We start from the raw sequence: 22393 nt of genomic DNA on the forward strand, positions 1-22393 counted from the left end.
GCCCCGATTTTCAATGACAAAGGTTCTATCGACATGATCGAAGGTTACAATCTCTCCCCGCTCCAGCGCGAACAGTGGCAGTACATGATCGCCGGAGGCAAGGACGGCTTTTGGGCCAAGGCCGTCATTCAGGTGGACGGTCCGCTGGATCGAGCGCGTTTTCGCCAGGTCGTCGCCGAGGTGGTGTCCTGCCACGATATGCTCACGATGCGGTTCCACCATTCGCCCAGCATGATTTTTCCGCTCCAGGTGCCCGAGTCGCCTGCCATTCAGTGGCTCGATCTGCCCGATCCGGGCGCCAATCCCTCCACGTCGGAACTCCTGGACCGGCTCGCGACCGAGCCGTTCGACTTCGAAAAGGATCCGCCCGTGCGTGCGGCCTGGCTGGATCTGCACCAAAACCGCCACGTCCTGTTGCTGGCGATGCCCGCGGTTCTCGCCGATGCCGCCACCATCGACCTCCTGGTCGGCGACCTGGCGCGTGCCTGGGCCGAGGCCAACGGCGGACCCGAAAACGAATTCGATCCGCCCCATTACCTGGCTTTCGCCGAGTGGTTGGAACAACTGCACGAGTCCGAAGACGCGGACGAGGGCAAGGCCTACTGGCTGAAGAAGGACATCGGCTTCCAGCCGCCGTTCGTTTGGGAGAAGCCCCACGAAGCCAATGCCCGGTTTCGGCCCAAGTCGGTGGGCATCGCGCCCATGGCCATTCCCTACAACGACGTGAACCAGTTGGCGGCGCGCTTGGACACGCGGGTCGAGGCCGTTTGCCTGGCCGCCTGGTTCGTCCTGTTGCACCGCCATCTCGAGTGTACCTCGCTGACGGTCGGCGTCATGACGGACGGGCGCAGCGACGAGGAAATGGCCGACATGATCGGTCCACTCAGCCGTTGCCTGCCGGTGCAACTGGCCTTCGATCGCGAGCTCGGTTTCCCCGAATTGGTGGGCGCCGTCGCCGAGCACCTGGAGGAAAATCAGGACTGGCAGGATTGTTTCGTCAACGCCAATTTCGATTTTCACAGCTTCGCGTTCGAATTCAGCCCCGAGTCCCAGGCCGAATCCGCCGCCGGCGTGTCTCTTCGCGCCGCGCACAAACGGGTCTACGACCATCGCTTTGCGCTCAAACTCGAGTGTCGGGCCCAGGACGGCTACCTCCACCCCACCTTCCACTTCGACCAGAACCGCTTTCACGAAATCGACGTGGCGGTGCTGCAGCGCCGTTTTTCGGTCTTGCTGGCCGACATCCTGAAGGACCACGATCGCGCCGTCGATGCCTTTTCGATGCTCAGCAAGGAAGAGATCTACCGCCTGATGGTGTCCTTCAACGATACCCATCGCGACTACCCGGCCGAAGCGGATCTGATCCAGCTTTTCGAGCGGCAGGTGCGGGTTCGACCCGAGGCACCCGCACTGGAGTGCGACCTGCGCGTGCTGAGCTACGCCGAGCTGAACGCCCGGGCCAATCAGTTGGCCCACGCCCTGCGCGCCCACGGTGTGGGGCCGGACGTCTTCGTCGCGCTCTTCGTCGAGCGATCCTTGGAATCGGTTGTCGGGATGCTGGCGATTCTCAAGGCCGGCGGCACCTACCTGCCGCTGGATCCCGAATACCCGCGCGACATGTTGGCCTACATGCTGGCGGAAACCGATGCCCGCCTGGTGCTGACCCGCTCCGAAACGGCCTCGCGCCTGCCCGACCACGACGGCGAAGTGTTGTTGCTGGACGCCGATCGACCCTGGGCCGCCGACGATGCGGCCCGTGCGGATCTGGCGCCCATCCACCAGCCCGACCACGCGGCCTACGTGATCTTCACCTCGGGTTCGACCGGCAGGCCCAAGGGCGTCTTGGTGCCCTACCGCAACCTGACCCACCAGTCACTCACGATGCGCGATTTCCACGAGCTGACCGAGCGCGACCGCTTCCTCCAGTTTTCGTCGTTCAATTTCGACGCTTCGCTGGAGCAGGTCTTTCCACCGCTCATCGCTGGGGCCACGGTGGTCCTGCGCGGCAAAGAGTCGTGGGGCATCGTCGATATCGACAGCAAAATCAGGGACCTGGGCACGACGGTGGTGAACTTTCCCACCGCATTCTGGCACCTCGTGGCCAAGGAATGGGCGCAACGGGACGAGCCCGTGGCACTACCGAACCTGCGCCTGGCCATCGCCGGTGGCGAGCTGATGCTGAGCGAACACCTTCAGCATTGGCAGCGCTCGGCCTGCCATGCGATCCCGATGGTCAACGCCTACGGACCTACCGAGACCACCATCACGGCCACCATGTACGCGGTACCCGAGCACTACGCCGAGACGTTGCCCTATCATCGCGTACCCATCGGTCGGCCGCTCTACAACCGCCGTTGTTACGTGTTGGACGACCGCCTGCAGCCCTGCGCCATCGGCCACAGCGGCATGCTCTACGTGGCCGGGGCCGGTATCGCACGCGGCTATCTGCGGCGTCCCGCGCTGACGGCCGCCGTTTTCGTTCCCGATCCGTTCGGGGTCGAGCCCGGCGCGCGCATGTACTGCACCGGTGACCAGGCCCGGGTGCTGCCGGACGGCAACATCCAGTTCCTCGGCCGCAAGGACAACCAGGTCAAGATTCGCGGTTTCCGCATCGAGCTGGGCGAAATCGAACACGCGCTGTGCGCCTACGAGGGCGTCGACCAGGGCGTGGTGGTCGCCCACCGTCATCAGGAATCCGACGACACCCGTCTGGTGGCCTACTATCTGCCCAAGGCGGATCAGGTCTTCTCGGGTCAGGAACTGCGCGAATTCTTGAGTGCCGGCTTGCCCGATCACATGGTGCCCGGCCACTACGTGGAGTTGCAGGAACTGCCCTTGAAACCCAACGGCAAGGTCGATCGCCAGGCCTTACCGGAGCCCGAGACGGCCGCCGATGCGGTGCACGGCGGGGACCAAGTGGCCGCGCGTACCCAAGAGGAAGAGATCCTCGCCGGCATTTGGTGCGAATTGCTCGACCTGTCCAGTGTGGGCATTCACACCAACTTCTTCGATCTGGGCGGCCACTCGCTGCTCGCCACCCGCATGGTGTCCAAAGTGCGCAAATTGTTCGGGGTGGATCTGACCCTCAAGACGATTTTCGCCATGCCCCATATCGCCGGGCTCGCCAAACACATTTCGACGGCGGTGGTGCAGAACCAGCACGATCGGGCGCCGGCCATCGAGCCCGCGCCGCCCGCGGCCAACTACCCGTTGTCGTTCAGCCAGCGTCGCGTCTGGTTCATGTACACCACCGAGCGGAACCCCGCCTACCACGTGCCGCTGCCGATTCGCGTCTACGGCAAGTTGAACGTAGCCGCGCTGGAGCGCGCCATCGCCACGGTGGTGGCCCGCCACGACATCTTTCGCACCGTCTACCGAACCCACGACGGCGTGCCCCACCAGGTGGTGCGGCCCGCCGAGGACTGGCGCCTGGCACAACTGGACCTGCGCGATCTGGACGATGCCACCCGTCAACGGGAAGTGACCGAACTGGTCGGCAAGAACGCCTTGGAGCCCTTCGACCTGGAAGAGGGTCCCGTGCTGCGGGCTCGGTTGGTCCTGCTTTCCGAGCGCGAGTTCCTGTTGTTGTTCTGCATCCACCACATCGCCTCCGACGGTTGGTCGCTGGGCGTTCTGGTGCAGGAACTGAAGATCGCCTACGAGGCCTTCGCCCAGGGCCAGGAATCGCCACTGCCGCCGTTGGCGCTGCAGTTCACCGATTTCGCCGTCTGGCAACGCGAGTGGCTGCAGGGCGAGGTGCTGGCTCGCGAGGTGGATTTCTGGCGCAACCGGCTCGAGGACGCACCGGCGACGACCCCGCTGCCCTACGACCGCGAGCCCGGCGAGTCCGGTTCCCACCGCGGGTCGCTGGAACGGTTCCACCTGACACCCGAGCGTCAGGATGCGCTGCGCCGGTTCTGCCGCCGCGAGGACATCACGCTGTTCATGCTGTTGACCGCGGCGTTCAAGGTGGTGCTGCACCACATGACCGGCGCCGGCGACATCCTGATCGGCACCGATGTGGCCAATCGCAACCGCGACGAAACCGAGAACCTGATCGGCTTTTTCATCAACCAGTTGGTGTTGCGTACGCGTTTCGACGGCAACCCCACGTTGCGCGACCTGTTGACCGCGACCATGCGCGACACGATGGAGGCCTACGCCCACCAGGACCTGCCGTTCGACAAATTGGTCGAGGAACTCAATCCGCCGCGCGGACCCCACCAGCCGCCGTTCTTCAACGCCAAGCTGGTGCTTCAGAACGCGCCGGAAACCAAGCTCCAGGTCCACGGGCTGGTATTGGTACCCGAGCCCTCGCCCGGCGACGTCACCAAACTGGACTTGCAGTTCAACATCCAAGAGTCCGACGAAGGGCTGCTGGGCGATCTGCACTACAAGGTCGATCGCTTCGACCAGACCACGATCGAGCGGCTGCTGCGGCTGTTTGACGCGGTGCTGGCCCAGGCGATCGCCCAACCGGAACAACCGCTCGACGAGCTGCGCGCCCATTTGGAGGAGACCGAGCGGGCGCGGCGCGACCAGGCCAAACGCCGGCACGCCGATCTCGCCCGCAGCATGTTCGCCAAACCGAGTCGCTGAGGCCGCACGGAGCCCCGTGTGGCGCCCGCTCGCGCGTCGGGTTCGTCCCGGCGACCCGCGCCACACCGCGCTCCAGCCCGTTTAGGAGGATGCCATGAGGCCAGCCAGGCCCGCTTTTTCACTGAAGAAACCCATTGCGCCGCGAACCTTCGGCGGCGATGCCGAGACCCTGGTCACCCGTGAATCGTTGGCGCCGGATCGGGCCTTCCCGCTCGTGTACCGCCCGCGGGTGGACGACCTGGACCTGGACCGCTGGTTGGAGACCAACCGCACGCGCCTGATGGAAGAACTGCATCGGGTGGGTGCGATCCTGTTCCGCGGTTTCTCGATTCCCACCCCCGAGGATTTTCAGGACTTCGCCGCGAAGGTCTGCCCGGATCTGTACCGCAACTACGGCGACCTGCCGCGCGAGAACGACACCATCTACAAGGTCACGCCCTATCCCCACGACGACACCATCCTGTTCCACAACGAGAGCTCGCACATGGGGAGCTGGCCGCTGAAGCAGCTCTTCTACTGTCACGAGCCGGCCGCCGCGGGCGGTGAGACGCCGATCGTCGACTGCCGCGTCATCTACCGCGAGATGGATCCGGCCCTGCTGGAAAAGTTCGAGCGACTTCAGTTGAAGTACACCCGCAATTTCATTCCCAAGCTGGACGTGCGCTGGCAGGACTTCTTCCGAACCGAGGATCCCGCCGTCGTGGAGGAGAAGTGCCGCGCCAATGACTGGCATTTCGAATGGAAGCCGGGCGGGCAACTCACCCTGCACCAACACTCGCCGGCCGTGACGACCCACCCGGTGACCGGTGAAAAGATCTTCTTCAACCAAATCCAACTGCACCACATCGCCTTCCTCAAACCGCACATCCGCCAGTCGTTGCTGGAAATGGTGCCCGAGGCCGACTTGCCGCGCAACGTGTACTTCGGCGACGGCAGTGTCCTCGAGGACCAGGTGGTGCGCGACATCGAGGCCCTGTATTGGAAACACGCGGCCGAGTTTACCTGGCAGGCGGGCGACGTGCTGATCGTCGACAACATGCTGGTCAGCCATGCACGCAAGCCCTACCAACCGCCGCGCAAGATGAACGTGGCCATGGGCGACATGCAGACCGCCGTCGACCGCGTCGCGGCCGGTTGAGGCGAGGGATGGAGCGAAGCATGGAACAGATCGTAGGATATTCGAGTTCACCCCAACAGCGGCGCCTTTGGTCCCAAGCGACCCGACCCGAACGGGCGTGTGCCCTGCGGATTTGGGAAGTTCGGGGCGCGCTGGATCCCGAGCGCCTGAAAGCGGCCTGGGCGGATGTTCTGGCCGCCCACGAAAGCCTGCGCACCCGGTTGCAGGTCCCGCCGGGACAGAAGCGACCGGTTCAGGTGATCCTCGAGCGTGCCGAGTACCGCTGGCACGCCTGGCATCTGGGCGGGGAGCATGAACACCCCGAAGTGTATTTGACCGAGCGGCTTATGGCCGTGGAGGAGACGGAGCCGGTTCAGTTGGTGCTGGCGACCCTGAGCGAAACGCGGCACCTGGTGGCCGTACGCGTCGCCGCCACCTACTGTGATCGCCAGAGCCTGGATGTGCTGGGCCGCGATTGGACGCGCTGCTACACGACGTCGCTGTCGGGCGCGGCCGAGCGGCCCGAACCGGTGCAGTTCAGCCAGTACGCCGAATGGCTGCAACAGGTGGCCGAGCAGGACCAGGACGGCGCCCGTTTCTGGGCCGAATCGACCGTCGTGGGCGATGCCGCCGCGGTCGAGGGTGCGCTCGATGCCTGTCGTCCCGCGTCCTTGGCTCCGGTCTTCCTGGATGCGGCCGCGTGCGACGAAGCCGTCGCCCGAATGGGTCGCTCGTTTCGCGGATTTTGGTGTGCGTCGCTGGCGCTGCTGGCGGGGCGCCTGGCCCAGGGTGAACGGACCGGGCTGGCCGTGCACCTCGACGGTCGTTCCTTCCCCGAGTTGGAGGCCACGGTCGGGCCGTTCGAACGCTTCGTCCCGCTGATGTTGGACGGCGAGGGCGATCTCTCCTTCGCCGATTGGGTCGAACACACCGACGGTCGATTGGAGGCGATCCAGGATTGGCAGGACTACTTCGATTTGACCGCCGATCGGCCGAGCCGGCTGCCCGAATGGTCGATTCTGTTCGAAGCGACGCCCGAGTCGTTGCCGGCAGGGGAGGCGACGGTCAAGGCCCTTCGCACCCTTCGCACCAGTGAGGCCGCACCGATCGGCCTGACGGTCGGCCGCGATCGCGACCGGATCCGCCTGACCCTGGACTACGATGCCGCCCGCGTGACGGAATCGGAAGCCGACACGCTTCTGCGGCGCTTGTTGGTGGTGGTCGAGGCGGCCTCTGGGACCGAGGCGCCGTCGCGCGCGATCGGGTGCCTGCCGATCCTGACTCCCGGTGAAGCGGATCGGGTACTTGGCGAATTCAATCGGACCTCCAGGCCCGACCGCTTTCCCAATACCTTCGACCGGCTCTTCGGCGAGCGGATCTCGGCCTACGGCGCGCGCGTCGCGCTTACCGACGGCACCCGCCAATCGACCTACGCCGAGCTGGAGGCCCGCGCCAACCGCATCGCCCACGAACTGATCGCCGCCGGCATCGAGCCGGACCAGGTGGTCGGCGTCTGTTACCGCGAGCCGTTCGACGCCATCCCGGCCATGCTGGGCGTGATGAAGAGCGGTGCGGCCTACTGTTTCCTGGACGCCAAGCTGCCGCTGGAACGGCTGCGCTACATGGTCGAAGTCAGCGGTGCACGACGCGTGCTGACCGAATCGGAACAGGAGCCGCTTTGGCGCGAAACGAACGTGCCCACTTGGGTTACCGACCGCGATTGGGACCGTGCCGCGCGGCATGCAGGCGAAGCGCCGGCGCCCCGTTCGTCCGACGCGACGTTGGCCTACGTGGTCTTCACCTCGGGTTCGACCGGCCGCCCCAAGGGCGTCATGGTCGCCCACCGCAACCTGCGCAACTACCTGAACGGCCTGCTGCACGCCATCCCCGAACTGGCGGAATCCGGTACCTTCGCGCTGGTCAGTTCGCTGAGTGCCGATCTGGGCCTGACCATGCTCTACCCGTCGCTGTTGCTCGGCGGCACCCTGCACCTGCTCTCGCAGGACAAGTTGTTCAACGCCCTCAGCTTCGGCGACTACTGCGCCGACCACGGCATCGAGGCACTCAAGATCACGCCGTCGCACCTGAACGCGCTGATGGATCGGCCCCAGCCGGAGGCCTCCCTGCCGCGCAAGGTGCTGATCGTCGGCGGCGAGGCCACGGGTTGGGAGATGGCGGAACGTCTTCACCGCCTGGCGCCCGCCATGAAGATCTACAACCACTACGGACCCTCGGAAACCTGTGTGGGTGTGCTCACCCATGCCTACGGCGAACGCGTGGCGTCGACCGGGCTGCCGATCGGCAAGCCCATCTCCAACACCCACGCCTACATCGTCACACCCCAGGGGGCGGCCCAGCCGATCGGCGTCGCGGGCGAGCTGCTGATCGGCGGTCCCAGCGTGTCGCGCGGCTACATCGGCAGGGAAGAGGAGACCCGGCGGCGGTTCATCGCCAACCCATTCGCGGGCCAGGCCGAATCTGCGCCGCGCCTGTACCGGACCGGCGATGCCGCGCGTTTCCTGGAGGACGGCTCGATCGAGTTCCTGGGGCGGGTCGATCGTCAGGTCAAAATCCGCGGCTTCCGCGTGGAGCTGGACGAAATCGAAGCGGTGTTGAACCAGATCGACGCGGTGCGCGAAGCGGTGGTGGACCTGCACGGCGCGGACGGCGAGCGCCCGCTCGTGGCCTGGCTGGTGGCCGAACCCGCCGAGGAAGCCGCGATTCGCGCGGCGCTGGCGCGAAGCCTGCCCGACTACATGGTGCCGACCCACTTCCAGTTCCTGGCGGCACTGCCCTTGACCGCCAACGGCAAGGTCGACCGCGTGGCGTTGCGCACCCGCCCACTCGAGGGCACGCGAGCCGCGGCCGACTACGTGGCGCCGCGCAGCCCGCTGGAACGCGTGCTGGCCGTCATCTGGCAGGACGTGCTCGGCGTGGAACGGGTCGGCGTCGAAGAGGAGTTTTTCTTTCTCGGCGGTCATTCGCTGCTGCTGATCGTGGTGAACACGCGCATCAAGAACCTGTTTCGGGTGGAGCTGACCACGGCGGAGCTGTTCCAAGCGACGACCTTGGCCGAGATGGCCACGTTGTTGGAGCGCCACGATCCGCGGCCCGATGGGCTGGACGGGGTGGCTCGGCGCCTTTTGGAGATGTTGGCCCTGACGCCCGAACAGCGGGCGACCTTGCGAGAAGAGGCCCAGACCGCGCTCGACGGCTCATCCGAGATCCCCACCGCCGCCGAGCCGGGCGAGAAGCCGATTCCCAACCGTTTCGACGACGAGGTTCTGGTGCGCCACTTCCTCGGCGAGGATTTCGGCATCGCCGAATCCGATCGAGGCTTGACGCCGCGCCCGGATCCCAGCCAGCGCCCGCTCTCCTTCGAGCAGCAGCGCCTGTGGTTCCTCGACCAGATGGAGCGCGGCAGCAGCAGTGCCTACAACAACACGCTGGCCTTCCGCATCGCGGGGCCGCTGAACGTCACCGCCCTGAGTCGCGCCATCGCCGCGCTCGAGGAACGCCACGAAACCCTGCGCACCACGTTCCGCCTGGAACAGGGCGAGCCGGTCACGGTGCTGCAACCGCCGCGTCGCGATGTGTTGCCGCGGGTGGACCTCTCCGGACTCGATCCCGAACGACGCGAGGCCGAGGTACGCCGCCTGATCGGCCAGGCCGCCACCACGCCCTTCGACCTGGAACAGGGACCGATCTGGCGCACCCAACTGCTGGACCTGGCCGAGGATCAGGCCGTGTGGATCGTGGTCATGCACCACATCTGCTCCGACGGTTGGTCCATGCGCCTGTTGAAGAAGGAGATCGGCCAACTCTACCGCGCTTTCGATCGGGACGAGACGCCCCAACTGGCGCCGTTGCCGATTCAGTACGTCGATTATGCCTGGTGGCAGCGCGACCGCATCCGGGCCGAGGTACTCGCCACGCATTTGGACTTCTGGCGCGAGCGCCTGGCAGGCCACGCGTTGGTGCCCCAGTGGCCCACCGACCGGCCGCGACCCGAGGTTCAGACCTACAACGGCGCCTCGCTGCGGGTGGCCTACGACGCCGATCTGCGCCATGCCCTGTTGGCACGTGCCCGCGAAGAGCGCGCCTCGCTGTTCATGCTGATGCTTTCGGCCTTTTCGGCGCTTCAGGGGTTCTTTGCCGGTACGCGCAAGGTGTTGACCGGCACCGACGTGGCCAACCGCAATCACCGCGAGACCGAGCCGCTGTTCGGATTTTTCGTCAACCAGTTGGCCTTGAGCACCGACCTGAGCGGCGATCCCAGCCTGCGCCAGATTCTTCAGCGCTGTCGCGACACGTCGGTCGCGGCTTTCGCCCATGCCGAGCTGCCCTTCGACCAGATGGTGAACGGGCTGAACCTGGCGCGCGATCTCAGCCATTCACCCGTGTTTCAGACCAAGGTCTTTTTGGAGCACACGCCCGTGGACGCCAATGCGGTCGAGGTCTTTCCCGGCGTGACCGTCACCGACGCCCTCCCCGAGAACACCGGTGCCGCCCGGCTCGATCTCACCTTGGGCCTGTGGGACCTGGGTGACGGCGGCATCGAAGGCTGGCTGAGCTACAACACCGACCTGTTCGAGCGCGCCACCGCCGAAGAGATCGTCGCCCTGCTCCCCATCGTGCTCGACGGCTTCCGGACCGATCCGGACCTGTCGCTCTCCGACCTGGAAGCGCGCCTGCGCGAACACCGTAACCAGCGGGCCGACCAGGTGCGCGAAGCCCGGACCCGCAACAAGATGAGCAAGTTCAAAAAGGGCAAGCGTCGCAAGGTGGTGGTCGACCGCGCGGTCGCGGCCCGCTTCGAGCCCCTTGCCGCGGGCGTCTCCCTGCCGCTGGTGCTTCAGACGGACATGGCCGATTTCGACCTGGTGGGCTGGGCCCGGGCCAACCGCGAGGTGTGGAACGAGGCGCTGCACAAGTCCGGCGCGCTGTTGTTCCGCGGTCACGGTATCGACAGGCCCGAGGCGATGGACCAGGTCAGCGCGGTCTTCATCGACGAGCTGTTCACCGAGAACACCGAACACCGCCCGGTGACCGGCGCCGTTCAGGTTCCCGTCGATTACGCGGCCGACCAACACCTGCTGTGGCACTCGGAGAACTCGTTCAACCACGAGTGGCCGCGCAAGATCATGTTCGCCTGCGGTCGGCCCGCGGAAAGCGGTGGCCAAACGCCGCTGGTGGACAACCGCGAGGTCTACAAACGGCTGGATCCTTCGGTACGGCGCGGTTTCGAGGAGAAGGGCGTGCTGTACATGCGCAACTGCAACCCTCATCTCGGCCTCGACTGGCGCACCCTGCTGCGTACCGAGGATCGCGATGAAGCGATCGCCCGTTGCCGAGCCGCGCACCAACGCGCGGAATGGCGCGCCAACGACGTCCTGCGCACCCAGGCGGTGCGACCGGCGGTGATCGCCCATCCGGTCACCGGCGAAAAGTGCTGGTTCAACCAGGCCCAGCACTGGCACATCGCCTGTCTCGACGAAGCCACACGGGCCTCGATCACCGAGGTCTACGGCGAAGAAGACTACCCCCGTCATTGCTACTTCGGCGACGGCAGTCCGATCGAGGACGCAATGATGGATCACATCCTCGCGGTCTACCGCGAGCTGGAAACCAGTTTCCCGTGGCAACGGGGCGACCTGGTGCTGGTGGACAACGTGCTCGCCGCCCATGCCCGCCGCCCGTACCGGGGTGACCGCACCATCTACGTGGCCATGGGCGACCTGCGTGCCTACGACGTGGTGCCCCTGCCCACGCCCTGAGACCTCCGAGCGCGATCTCGGATCCCACCGTTCTTTCAAAGAGGATCGACATGAATGTGATTGAAGGTCATCGACTTTCCCCGCAACAAGCCCGCCTGTGGCGCCTGAACCAGGATTTCGGACCGTTGGCGGCCCATCTCGCGATCGGCATCGCGGGGCCGCTCGAAGCCAATGTCCTGCGCCGAGCGCTGGCGGAGGTGCTTCGCCGTCACGAGAGCACGCGCACGTCGCTGCCCGGCGTCGCCGGCAGGAAATTACCGCTCCAGGTGGTGGGCGATGCGCCGACCTGCACCTGGCGCGAGTGGGTCGCCCGTCCGGGTGAGACCGAGGCGCAGGCGATCGCACGCATGGTGGCGGAACCGCTGGAGGTCGACCTGGCGCGGGAAAGCGGCCTGCACGCCGATCGCCTGGTCTGGGACGAGAACCGTCAGGTGTTGGTGTTGCGCATGCCCGCGATCCATACCGACTACCAGTCGTTGGCCAACCTCTTCGAGGAACTGGGCGCGATTTTGGCCGGCGAGGCCTTGATCGACGAGGAGGAGCTGACCCAGTACCTGGACTTCTCCGAATGGCTGCACGAGGTCTCCGAGGACGAGGACGCCGAATCCGGCAAGGCGTTTTGGGAGCGCCAGCAATTGGCGCGTTTGCCCTCGCTGACCCTGCCCGAAGAAGGCGCGGGGGGGCCCGGATTCGAAGACGACGTGCTCGTTTTCTCGCTTCCGCGTGAAACCCATTTGACCTTCGATACCGAAACCCTTTCGGCCGCCTGGTACGCGTTTCTCTGTCGCCGTTTGGACAGCGACGACCTGGCGCTCCACCACTATTTCCACGGCCGGGTCGACGAGGAACTCGCCGGTGGCATCGGCCCCTTCGCCAGCATGCTGGCGCTCTACGTCTCGGGTGCCCGGCAGCTCCCGTTCGGCACCTTCGCCCAGACCTACCTCGCTCACTTGCGCGATGCCGAAACCCTCGCCGTCCACCAGCCTTGGGAGGCGATTCTGGCCCAGGCGCCAGGCTTCGACTTCGAGCATTACGCGCTGCCGGGTGCGCGCCGCTGCGGTGAATTCAAGCTGACCTGCCTCGACGCCCGCGTGCATCACGGTCCCTTCAAGCTGAAACTCGGTGTGGTGGAAAAGGCCGACGGGCCGAGCCTCCGCCTCCACTACGATCGGACCCGATTCAGCGCGCTCGCCGCCGAGCGACTGGTGGACTCCTTCGGCGATTTTCTCGCGTCCCTGCAACGCGAACGGCCCGCCGACCACGCCGCCATCGGCGGCACCTGCCAGCGCCGCCAGTTGGCCGAGATCTTCGGCCGCGCCGAATGGACGGAGTCCAGCGATCTCACGCTGGATACCTGGTTCGAACGCCAGGTCGCGCGCGATCCGAACGCACCGGCCGTCGTCGACGGCGAGGTGAGCTGGACCTTTGCCGACCTGAACCGGCGCGCCAACCAGCTCGCCCACTATCTGGTCGAGCTGGGTGCCGGACCCGAATGGGCGATTCCCGTATGTCTGGGCCGCGACGCCAACCTGGTCGCCACCCTGCTGGCGGTACTCAAGACCGGTGCGGCCTACATCGGCGTCGATCCGCTCTATCCCAAGGAACGCGTCGCCCACATGGTCGCCGGTGCGCGCATCGCCCTGACCAGCCCCGACTACATCGAACTGTTCCCGGAACGCGACGGCCCCGAATTGACGCTGCTGGATCCCAGCCTCACCATCGTGGCCGATCGACCCGCGACCAACCCCGGCCGGCGGTTCTCGCCCCAGCACCCGGCCTACATCATTTTCACCTCGGGTTCCACCGGCCGTCCCAAGGGCGTCGTGATCACCCACGCCAACGTGGTCAACTACACCGAGTGGAGTATCGCCAATTACGGGCTCGATCGCAGGCTGGGCGCGCCTTTTCATTCCTCGGTCGGTTTCGACTTGACCGTCACCAGCATGTTCCCGCCGTTGTTGAGCGGGAAGGCGGTGGTGATGGTGCCCGACGAGGCCGGCATCGACGGCTTGAACGACCTGCTGCGCAACCAGCCCGACTTCAGCTTGACCAAGCTGACCCCGTCGCACCTCAAGCTGTTGAGTCTCTGGGGTACGCTTTCCCGCCACAAGACCACCGCATCGCTGGTGGTCGGGGGCGAGGCGCTGTTTGCCGAGGACTTGGTCGCCTTTCGCGAGGGGGCACCCGAGCTCGAGGTATTCAACGAGTACGGGCCCACCGAAGCCACCGTCGGCTGTTGTGTCTACCAGGTCGCCGGCGAAATCGAGGGACCGATTCCCATCGGCACGCCGATCGCCAACACCCGCATCTACGTGTTGGACGAGGCCCTGAATCCGGTGGGCTTCCACCAGACGGGCGAACTTTACGTGGCCGGCGCCGGTCTGGCGCGCTGCTATCGCGATCAACCGGGCATGACCGCCGATCGCTTCCTGCCCGATCCCTTCGGCGATCGGCCCGGCGAGCGCATGTACCGCACCGGCGACCTGGTGCGCTTCACCGGCGAGGATCGGGTTCGCCTGATCTACGTGGGCCGCAACGACAGCCAGGTCAAGATTCGCGGGTTCCGCGTCGAAATGGGCGAGATCGAGGCCACGCTCAAGAAGCTGGAGGACCTGGAAGAGGTGGTCGTTCGCACCCACGAGGACGAGGACGGCACCCGTCTGGTCGCCTACTACGTGGCGCGCGAAACCCACACCACCGAGGACCTGCGGACCTTCCTCGAAACCTATTTGCCCGATTACATGGTTCCCGCCGTGTTCATCCCGATGAACCGCTTCCCGCTGACGGTCAACGGGAAGATCGACGTGGACGCGCTGCCCGATCCCAGCGAACACCGCCCGGACCTGGCCAACGACTTCGTGGCGCCGCGCAACGAGCTGGAAACCGAGTTGGCCGAGGTGTGGCAGACGGTGCTCGGCCTGGAGCGCATCGGCATTCACGACAACTTCTTCGCCCTGGGCGGCGATTCAATTCGCAGCGTGCGCATCGCCGCGGAGGCCAAGACCCGCGGTCTGTCGATCACGGTGCAGATGCTGTTCGCGGCGCCGACGATCGCCGAACTGGCGCGAGCCCTGGAGGAGGCGCCCGGTGAACGGGAAGAGGCGGTCGCGCCCGGCGAATACCGCCGCACCGAACCCTTCGAACTGATCGGGGAAGCCGATCGGGCGCTGATGCCCGCGGACGTGGAAGACGCCTATCCGCTCTCCGCCGTGCAGTTGGGCATGCTGTTCCACATGCAGGCCACCAAGGATTCGCCGAGCCCGCCCGACTACCACAACCTGAACACCTTCGAAATCCAGGTGCCTTTCCACCTCGAACCCTTTCAGCGCGCGGTCGACGTGGTGTGCCTGCGTCATCCGATCCTGCGCACCTCGTTCGACCTCACCCGTTACAGCGAACCGATGCAGCTCGTGCATCGCGACGCCCGCCTCGAAGTGGCCTGGGAGGACCTGCGTGGTTACGATGCGGCCGAGCAGAAACGCCTGGTGGCCGATTTCATTCAACGCGAGAACTTCGCGCTGATGGATATCCAAGTGGCGCCGCTGGTGGCCCTGACCATCCAGCAGACCGAGGACGACCGCATCTGGCTGCACTACAAGGAGCCGCACTCGATCGCCGACGGTTGGAGCACCAACTTCAACCTGGTGGAGATCTTCGAGAATTACCTGGCCCTGCTGGAAGACCGGCCCATGCCGGAGCGCGCCCCGCTGACCGTCACCTACCGCGACTTCATCCACATGGAGCGCAGTGCCCACCGCGACGAGGGCATCCGCGACTTCTGGCGCCGCCTCCTGGCCGATGCCGAGCCACTGGCCTTGCCGCCGCTGCAGGTCGACGACCAGAACAAGGCCCTCGCCGACCACAAACACTACGCCGAGCTGAGCGATACCGTCATGGCCGGGCTGACCCGCGTTTCGCAGAACCTGGGCGTGCCCTTCAAGTCGATTCTGCTGGCGGCTCACGTCAAGGTCATGAGCCTGTTCTGCGGCGTCGAAGACATCACCACCGGGCTCGTGTTCAACGGCCGGCCCGAGGTGCCCGGCGGCGACGAGGTTCGCGGTCTCTTCCTCAACACCCTGCCGATTCCGTTCAAGGTCGAGACCGGGTCCTGGTCCGATTTGATTCTTTCGGTATTCCGGCGCGAGACCGAAGTCCTGCCCAACCGACGCTTCCCGGTGTCCGCGTTGCAGGCGGTCACGGGCCGCAAGCACGAAGTCCACGCCGCCTTTTCGATGCACCACTTCCACTCCGCCACCGATCTGCTGAACTCCGGCGAGCTCCAGGTCACCGGCGCCGAGGACTGGTCGAAGACGAACTACGACATGGCGGTGTTCTTCCACCGCAGCGAGAAGGATGCGCGCCACATGCACCTGGTCGTCGAAGGCAACCTGGACCGGCTTTCGAAGAGCCAGATGTTGCGCGTCGTCAACTACTTCCAGGAAGTGCTGACCTGCATCGCCGAGGAGGGTGACAAACCCGGCCGGCTGCATCACCGGCGCACCTTCCTGCCGGAGCACGAGCGCGAGCTGATGACGCGCGACTGGAATCGAACGGCGCAAACTTGGGAAACGCCGAACGGCCTGCACCAGTTGGTGGAGCGCGCGGTGGATGCCCACGGGCATGACGTGGCGGTGGTGTTCGAGGGCCAAACGCTGACCTACGCGGAGCTGGAACGCCACGCCAACCGGCTGGCCCATCATTTGTGCGATTTGGGTGTCGAGCCCGAGGCGCGGGTCGGCCTGGCGTTGCACCGGTCGCCGGAGATGGTGATCTCGATGTTGGCGGTCATGAAGTGCGGTGCGGCCTACGTGCCCATCGATCCCGACTACCCGGCCGACCGCATCCAGTACATGCTGGACGATGCCGCTCCGGCGCTGTGCATCACCACCGCCGCCATCCGGGACGCGCTGGAGCCCAAAGGCTCCGTGCCGTTGCTGGTGCTCGACCAACCGGAGACGCGCGCTGCCGTCGAACAGGTCTCCGATCGCCGGCTCGACCTGGCGATCGATGGCGAGCAGGCGGCCTACATGATCTACACCTCGGGCTCGACGGGCAGGCCCAAGGGCGCGATCAACCGTCACGGCTCGATCGTCAATCGCATCCTGTGGATGCGGGACTATCTGGGCACCGGCGCCGACGATCGCATCCTCCAGAAGACGCCGTTCAGCTTCGACGTCTCGCTGTGGGAGTTCTTCCTGCCGCTGATCTGCGGCGCGCGGCTGGTGTTCGCGCGGCCCGGCGGTCACAAGGACAACCAATACCTCGCCGAGCTGATCGCGGCGCAGGGCGTGACCACGATGCACTTCGTGCCGTCCATGCTGCGCCACTTCCTGGCCGACCCGGCCTTGCCGCCGCTGGAGAATCTGCGAAACGTGGTGTGCAGCGGCGAGGCCCTGCCGCCCGAGCTGGTGACCGAGTTCCGCGCCAAACTGGACGCCCGACTGTTCAACCTATACGGCCCGACCGAAGCCGCCGTCGACGTGACCGCCTTCGACTGTGCCGACCGTGACCTCGGTGACAGCGTGCCCATCGGCCGTCCGATCGCCAACACCCAGGTCTACCTGTTGGATCGCGACGGCAACCTGTTGCCGCCCGGCACGCCCGGCGAGCTGTTCATCGGCGGCGCCAATCTGGCGCGCGGCTACCACGACCGACCGGCCCTGACCGCCGAGCGTTTCGTGCCCGATCCGTTTTCGAACACGCCGGGTGCACGCCTCTATCGCACCGGCGATCAGGCGCGCTCCACCCCGGACGGCGAGCTGATCTTCCTCGGTCGCAAGGACTTCCAGGTCAAGTTCCGCGGGTTCCGGATCGAGCTGGGCGAAATCGAGCACGCCCTGAACGGCCACGATGCCGTGAAGACCAGTGTCGTCACGGTCTACGAGGTGGAGCCGGGTGTGGAACGCCTGGTCGCCTACCTCGTGCCCACCGAGGGTGAGACCGCCGATCGGGACGCACTCGTCGCCCAACTGCGACCCTACCTGCGCCAGTCGTTGCCGGACTACATGGTGCCCACTTCGTTCGTGCTTTTGGAAGCACTGCCGCTGAGTGCCAACGGCAAGCTGGATCGGCGCGCGTTGCCGGCACCGGACGGCCTGGCCGCCCAGGTGAAAACCGAATACGTGGCGCCGCGCAACGAGCTCGAACGGGAACTGGCCGCGGTTTGGGCATCGGTACTGCACCGCGAGACGGTCGGTGTGGACGACAACTTCTTCGACCTGGGCGGTGATTCGATTCTGAGCATCCTGATCGTCGCCAAAGCCAACGAGCGCGGCGTGCAGATCACCTCGACCCAGATCTTCCAGGAACAGACCGTGGCCAGGCTGGCACTGGTCGCCAAACGCGGCGATGCGGCCGTGCGGGAGCAGGGCCCGGTGACGGGCGAGGCGCCGCTGACCCCGATCCAGACCTGGTTCTTCGAGAAAGACTTCACCGACCGCCATCATTGGAACCAGTCGGTCTTCCTGGCGACGGATCAGCCGCTGCGTGCCGATCTGCTGGAAGCCACGGCCGAGGTGCTGCTGCGGCATCACGACGCCCTGCGCGCCCGGTTCGTCGAGGAGAACGGCACCCTGGTTCAGCGCTACGCGACACCGGGCACCCTGCAGGCCTACCACCGGGTGGATTTGGCCGAGCTGTCCGGCGACTTGACCGAAGCGCTGGAGGCGGAAGCCCAAGCCTGGCAGGCGCGCTTCGATTTGGCGGAAGGTTCGCTGTTCAAGCTGGTCCACTTCGACCTGGGTGCCGATCGCGGGCAACGGCTGCTGATTCTGGCGCATCACCTGGTCGTCGACGGGCTTTCGTGGCGCCTGTTGCTTCAGGATCTCGAAACCGTCTATTCCCAATTGGTTGCCGGCCAGGAGCCGCGCCTGCCCGCCAAGACGACGTCGTTCAAGAGCTGGGCCGAGCGGTTGCAGGCCCACGTCGCCGAGACCGACCTCGACGCCGAGTTCGCCTATTGGAGCGCTGCCGCTCGGGCCGAGGTAGCCGCCCTGCCGCGCGACATCGAGGCAGACGGCGCGCGCAATCGCCACGGCGAAACCGACAGCGTGCGCATGACCCTGGGTACCGAGTCGACGCGCGCGCTGCTCGAAGAGGTTCCGGCCGCCTACCGCACCCAAATCAACGACGCCCTGCTCTGTGCCCTGGGCCGGACGCTGGCCTCGTGGACCGAAGGGCGCCGGGTGCTGATCGACACCGAAGGACACGGCCGCGAGGCGCCCTTCACCGATCAGGACGTGTCGCGCACCGTGGGTTGGTTCACGGCCATCTATCCGGTTTTGTTGGACATGGGCGTCAACGACGAGATCGGCGACCAGCTCAAGTCAATCAAGGAACAACTGCGGGCCGTACCCCATCACGGCCTGCACTACGGGCTGCTCCGCCATACGAGTCCCGATCGTGACCGGCGCCGAACGCTGGCCGATCTACCCGCCGCCGAGGTGCTCTTCAACTACCTGGGCCAGTTCGACGGCGTGCTCCAGAGCGACAGTCACTTCAAAGGGGCGCCCGAATCACGCGGCCACCAATTCAGCCCGCGCGGCGAACGGGCCCACCTGCTCGACATCGACTGCAAGGTCATGGGCGGGCAGTTGACCGTCGCCTGGACCTATTCGACGGCCCACCATCGCCGCGCGACCATCGACCGACTCGCACGGCGCTTCCTGGAAGAACTGGAACGGTTGATCGAGCATTGCACGGCCGAGGATGCCGGTGGATTCACGCCCTCCGATTTCCCGGAAGTGGACCTGAGTTCCGCCGAACTCGACGAGCTCGTCGCCGAATACGGCTCCTTCGAAGAGTAACCACTCAACCCGATCTAATTGAAGAGGAATCACATGGAACTGTTACGATTTTACCTCAAGTACTGGAAAAAAAGGGGCAAGGAGCAGAACAGCAAGCTCAAGATCCTCCTGTACTTCGTCATCCTGACCAGCGTGCTGTCCGGCGTCGGCAATACCGTCCTGCTGGCCATCATCAACGAGGTCATTCACAGCCCCGACTACACCCAGGCGATTCTCTGGACCTTCGTCGGCCTGTGCATCGGGGTTCCGGTGGTGCGCTCCTTCTCGGAGGCGTTGCTCAACATGTTCTCGATGCGCGTCATCTGCGACATGCAGACCCACTTCTGTTACAGCCTGATGGCGACACCGCAGCAGGTGCTGGAGGAGCAGGGCTCGGCCAAGATCACGCCGATCATCGCCGAGGACCTCAAGGTTCTGGCCGACTCGCTGCTGGCCTTCATCATGATCTGCCTGCACGCCTCGATCGTCGTCAGTTGCCTGGCCTACATGGGCTGGCTCTCGTGGCAGTTGTTGATCTTCCTGTTGGTGATCATGACGGTCGGGATCGCCATCTACCAGGCCATCACCATGCGTGGCCAACGCCACTTCTTCACTGCCCGCAAGCATTACGGCCGCGTGTTCAAGAACCTCGAGACGCTGACCTCCGGCAGTAAGGAACTCAAGCTGCACCAGCCGCGCCGCAACGATTTCGTGCACAAGCTGTTCGTGCCCGCCGTGGAGACGTTCCGCCGGTCGGTGGTCGTGGGCAACGCGGTCTACGGCGCAGCACGCGGTATCGGCTCGATCCTGATGTTCGTCTGTATCGGCGCCATCATCTTCGGTGCGCGCGGCTTCATGGAGGTCTCGGCCGAGGTGGTTTCGGGCTTCACCCTGACGGTGATGTTCATGATCGCGCCGTTGGAGGCCTTGATGGTGCGCCTGGTCTCGATGGACAAGGCCAAGGCGTCGCTGCGCAAGATCGATGAATTCTCGGCGGCGATCGAGGAGCACCAGGAACTCAACAGCGGTGTCGATGCCGAAGTGGAACCGATGCCCGAATTCCAATCCCTGGCCTTCGAGGACGTGGAGCACGAGTATTCCGCGGTCGAACAGGCCAAGCACAACCACTTCACCCTGGGTCCGGTGAGCTTCCGTGTCGAAGCGGGCGAGGTCTGCCTGGTTTGCGGCGGTAACGGCAGCGGCAAGACGACCCTGGCCAAGTTGCTCAGCGGCCTCTACACCCCCACCGCGGGCAAGGTCCGCTACAACGGCATGACCATCGACCGGGACAACATCGAGGCCTATCGCCAGTGCTTTTCGGCCGTTTTTGTCGACTTCCACCTCTTCGACACCCTGCTCGGCATCGACTATCCCGAGCATTCCGAGCAAGCGACGGAACTGTTGGCCAAACTGCAGATCGAGCACAAGGTCGAGATCGACGACGAGGGCCGCCTCTCCACCATCGATCTCTCGCAAGGCCAGCGCAAGCGCCTCGCGCTCTTGACCTCGATCCTGGAGGACCGCCAGATCTACATCTTCGACGAGTGGACCGCCAACCAGGATCCCCAGTTCCGCGGCGAGTTCTACCACACCATTCTTCCCATGCTGAAAGAGCGCGGCAAGACGGTCATCGTCATCACCCATGACGAGAAGTTTTTCGATTGCGGCGATCACGTCATCAAGCTGGATATGGGTAAAATCCAACATGACTCCCTGCCCGTCGCGGCGCCCGCCCTGGTGGAGACCTGATCCCTCAACCGCGGCGAGCGCGGTTCCGGTCCGCCGGCCCGCTCGCCCCCAAGCGCGTTCGAACCGGCGCGGGTGCGATCCTTGCACCTTCGCGGTTTCGAATCTCCGAAACACTGTTCCTTCCGAGGTAAGATATGAATGTGTTGATGAGTTCTCTGATGCTTTTGGCGTTCATGACCGAAAGCTACAAAACGTCCGATCTGGTCACCGTCAAAACCTTCGAACCGGCTCAGGGCGATGTCTTTCTGGCCGATCCCCACTTTTTCGATTTCTCCGACGACGGCCGCCTTTACATCCTCGAGCGCAACGAGCCGCGTGTCCACCACTGGGCCGCCGACGGCACCTACAAGGGCCACTTCGCCAAGGAAGGCAACGGTCCCGGCGAGCTGTACTCGCCCCGCATGATCCACGTCAGCAAGGACAAGGTGTGGGTGTGGAACCGCAACAACAAGTTCTCGGTGTTCCGCCTCGATGGGACCTGGATTCGCGATTTCCGCGGGCCCAACGCCCAGATTCGGCGCTTTGCGGTGCTCGACGACAACCTGTTGCTGATCGCCTACCAGACCCAGCAGGCCAGTGGCGACACCTACGTATTCTTCGAGCTGATCAACGGCAAGGGCAAGCGCCAGAAAACGCTGAAGAAAATCAAGAACGAGATGTTCCTGCGCCCGGTTCAGGACGAGGACGGCGGCCGCATCAAGGCCTACGGACCCGAGCTGGACATCACCACCAACGCCAAGGGCGAGACCTGGTTCGGCTTCTCCCAGGAGCGCAAGCTGTACCGGATCGACAACAAGGGCGAGATCGTCGAGACCCGCGAAGTGACCTTCAAGACGGGTCCGATCACCGACATCGAGCGCCACGATTTCGAGTCGATCAGCTTCCCGGGGCCCAACGGCAAGGTGTTCACCCTGAAGGACATGCCCAACCTGACCATCAGTTACGATTTCGACAAGTCCTACTACACCCACCTGTTCCTCAAGGACGGCACCCTGGCCACGGTTCTGACCCCCGCCAGCGGCAACGACCAACACAAGGGCTATTTCATCGGAAGTTACTATCTCTATGACTGGGCTTCCGGCGAGGTCAAGGGTCGCGGGAACTACCGCATGCCCGAGGATGCCCTGGTGTTGATCGCCAACGGCCGCGCGCTCAAGTTGACGACCGACGAGAGCGGCGACTACGTGATCGAGGAAATCGTGCTGAAAGGCATGTAATCCACCGGCCCCGCCCGGCGCGGGGCCTTCCCGACCGATCCGGGCCGGATCTGCCACTTCTCGAATCAGCCATTTTGGCCTCCCTTCCCGGGCCTCCCTGCCCGGGCCTCCCTTCCCGGGCTTTCCGTAGATCCCCAGCCCACGAAACAT

At 65.1% G+C, this 22393-nt stretch carries 6 protein-coding genes; all 6 read left to right on the forward strand.

Annotated elements, in window-relative coordinates; all coding sequences use genetic code 11:
- Nucleotides 1-33: 33 nt before the first annotated feature.
- The 6 genes from J3U87_RS22530 to J3U87_RS22555 all read left to right on the forward strand — a co-directional run bounded on the left by J3U87_RS22530 (nt 34) and on the right by J3U87_RS22555 (nt 22243).
- Nucleotides 34-4599: a non-ribosomal peptide synthetase gene (locus tag J3U87_RS22530; RefSeq protein ID WP_237378027.1), complete on the forward strand. Its 4566-nt coding sequence runs from the start codon at nt 34-36 to the stop codon at nt 4597-4599.
- 94 nt (nt 4600-4693) lie between these two features.
- Nucleotides 4694-5737, forward strand: coding sequence for a TauD/TfdA family dioxygenase (locus J3U87_RS22535; RefSeq protein WP_237378028.1), 1044 nt, complete (start codon nt 4694-4696; stop codon nt 5735-5737).
- Nucleotides 5738-5757: 20 nt separating this feature from the next.
- Nucleotides 5758-11493: a non-ribosomal peptide synthetase gene (locus J3U87_RS22540; RefSeq protein ID WP_237378029.1), complete on the forward strand. Its 5736-nt coding sequence runs from the start codon at nt 5758-5760 to the stop codon at nt 11491-11493.
- Nucleotides 11494-11543: 50 nt separating this feature from the next.
- Entirely contained in the window at nt 11544-19298 is a 7755-nt protein-coding gene (locus J3U87_RS22545; RefSeq protein WP_237378030.1) for a non-ribosomal peptide synthetase, read from the forward strand.
- A 33-nt stretch (nt 19299-19331) separates the two neighbouring features.
- On the forward strand, nt 19332-21026 hold the full coding sequence (locus tag J3U87_RS22550; RefSeq protein WP_237378031.1) for a cyclic peptide export ABC transporter: 1695 nt from the start codon (nt 19332-19334) through the stop codon (nt 21024-21026).
- Between the two features lie 146 nt (nt 21027-21172).
- Nucleotides 21173-22243 carry a 6-bladed beta-propeller gene (locus J3U87_RS22555; protein WP_237378032.1) on the forward strand — a complete coding sequence of 357 codons (1071 nt, stop codon included), beginning with the start codon at nt 21173-21175 and terminating at the stop codon, nt 22241-22243.
- Nucleotides 22244-22393 lie beyond the last annotated feature (150 nt).

The sequence above is a fragment of the Sulfidibacter corallicola genome (assembly GCF_017498545.1).
GTDB lineage: Bacteria > Acidobacteriota > Holophagae > Acanthopleuribacterales > Acanthopleuribacteraceae > Sulfidibacter > Sulfidibacter corallicola.

Excerpts from the sequence above, each read along its gene's own strand:
- J3U87_RS22535 (WP_237378028.1), top strand. The coding sequence starts at position 4,694 with ATGAGGCCAGCCAGGCCCGCTTTTTCACTGAAGAAACCCATTGCGCCG.
- J3U87_RS22540 (WP_237378029.1), top strand. The coding sequence starts at position 5,758 with ATGGAACAGATCGTAGGATATTCGAGTTCACCCCAACAGCGGCGCCTT.
- J3U87_RS22545 (WP_237378030.1), top strand. The coding sequence starts at position 11,544 with ATGAATGTGATTGAAGGTCATCGACTTTCCCCGCAACAAGCCCGCCTG.
- J3U87_RS22555 (WP_237378032.1), top strand. The coding sequence starts at position 21,173 with ATGAGTTCTCTGATGCTTTTGGCGTTCATGACCGAAAGCTACAAAACG.
- J3U87_RS22550 (WP_237378031.1), top strand. The coding sequence starts at position 19,332 with ATGGAACTGTTACGATTTTACCTCAAGTACTGGAAAAAAAGGGGCAAG.
- J3U87_RS22530 (WP_237378027.1), top strand. The coding sequence starts at position 34 with ATGATCGAAGGTTACAATCTCTCCCCGCTCCAGCGCGAACAGTGGCAG.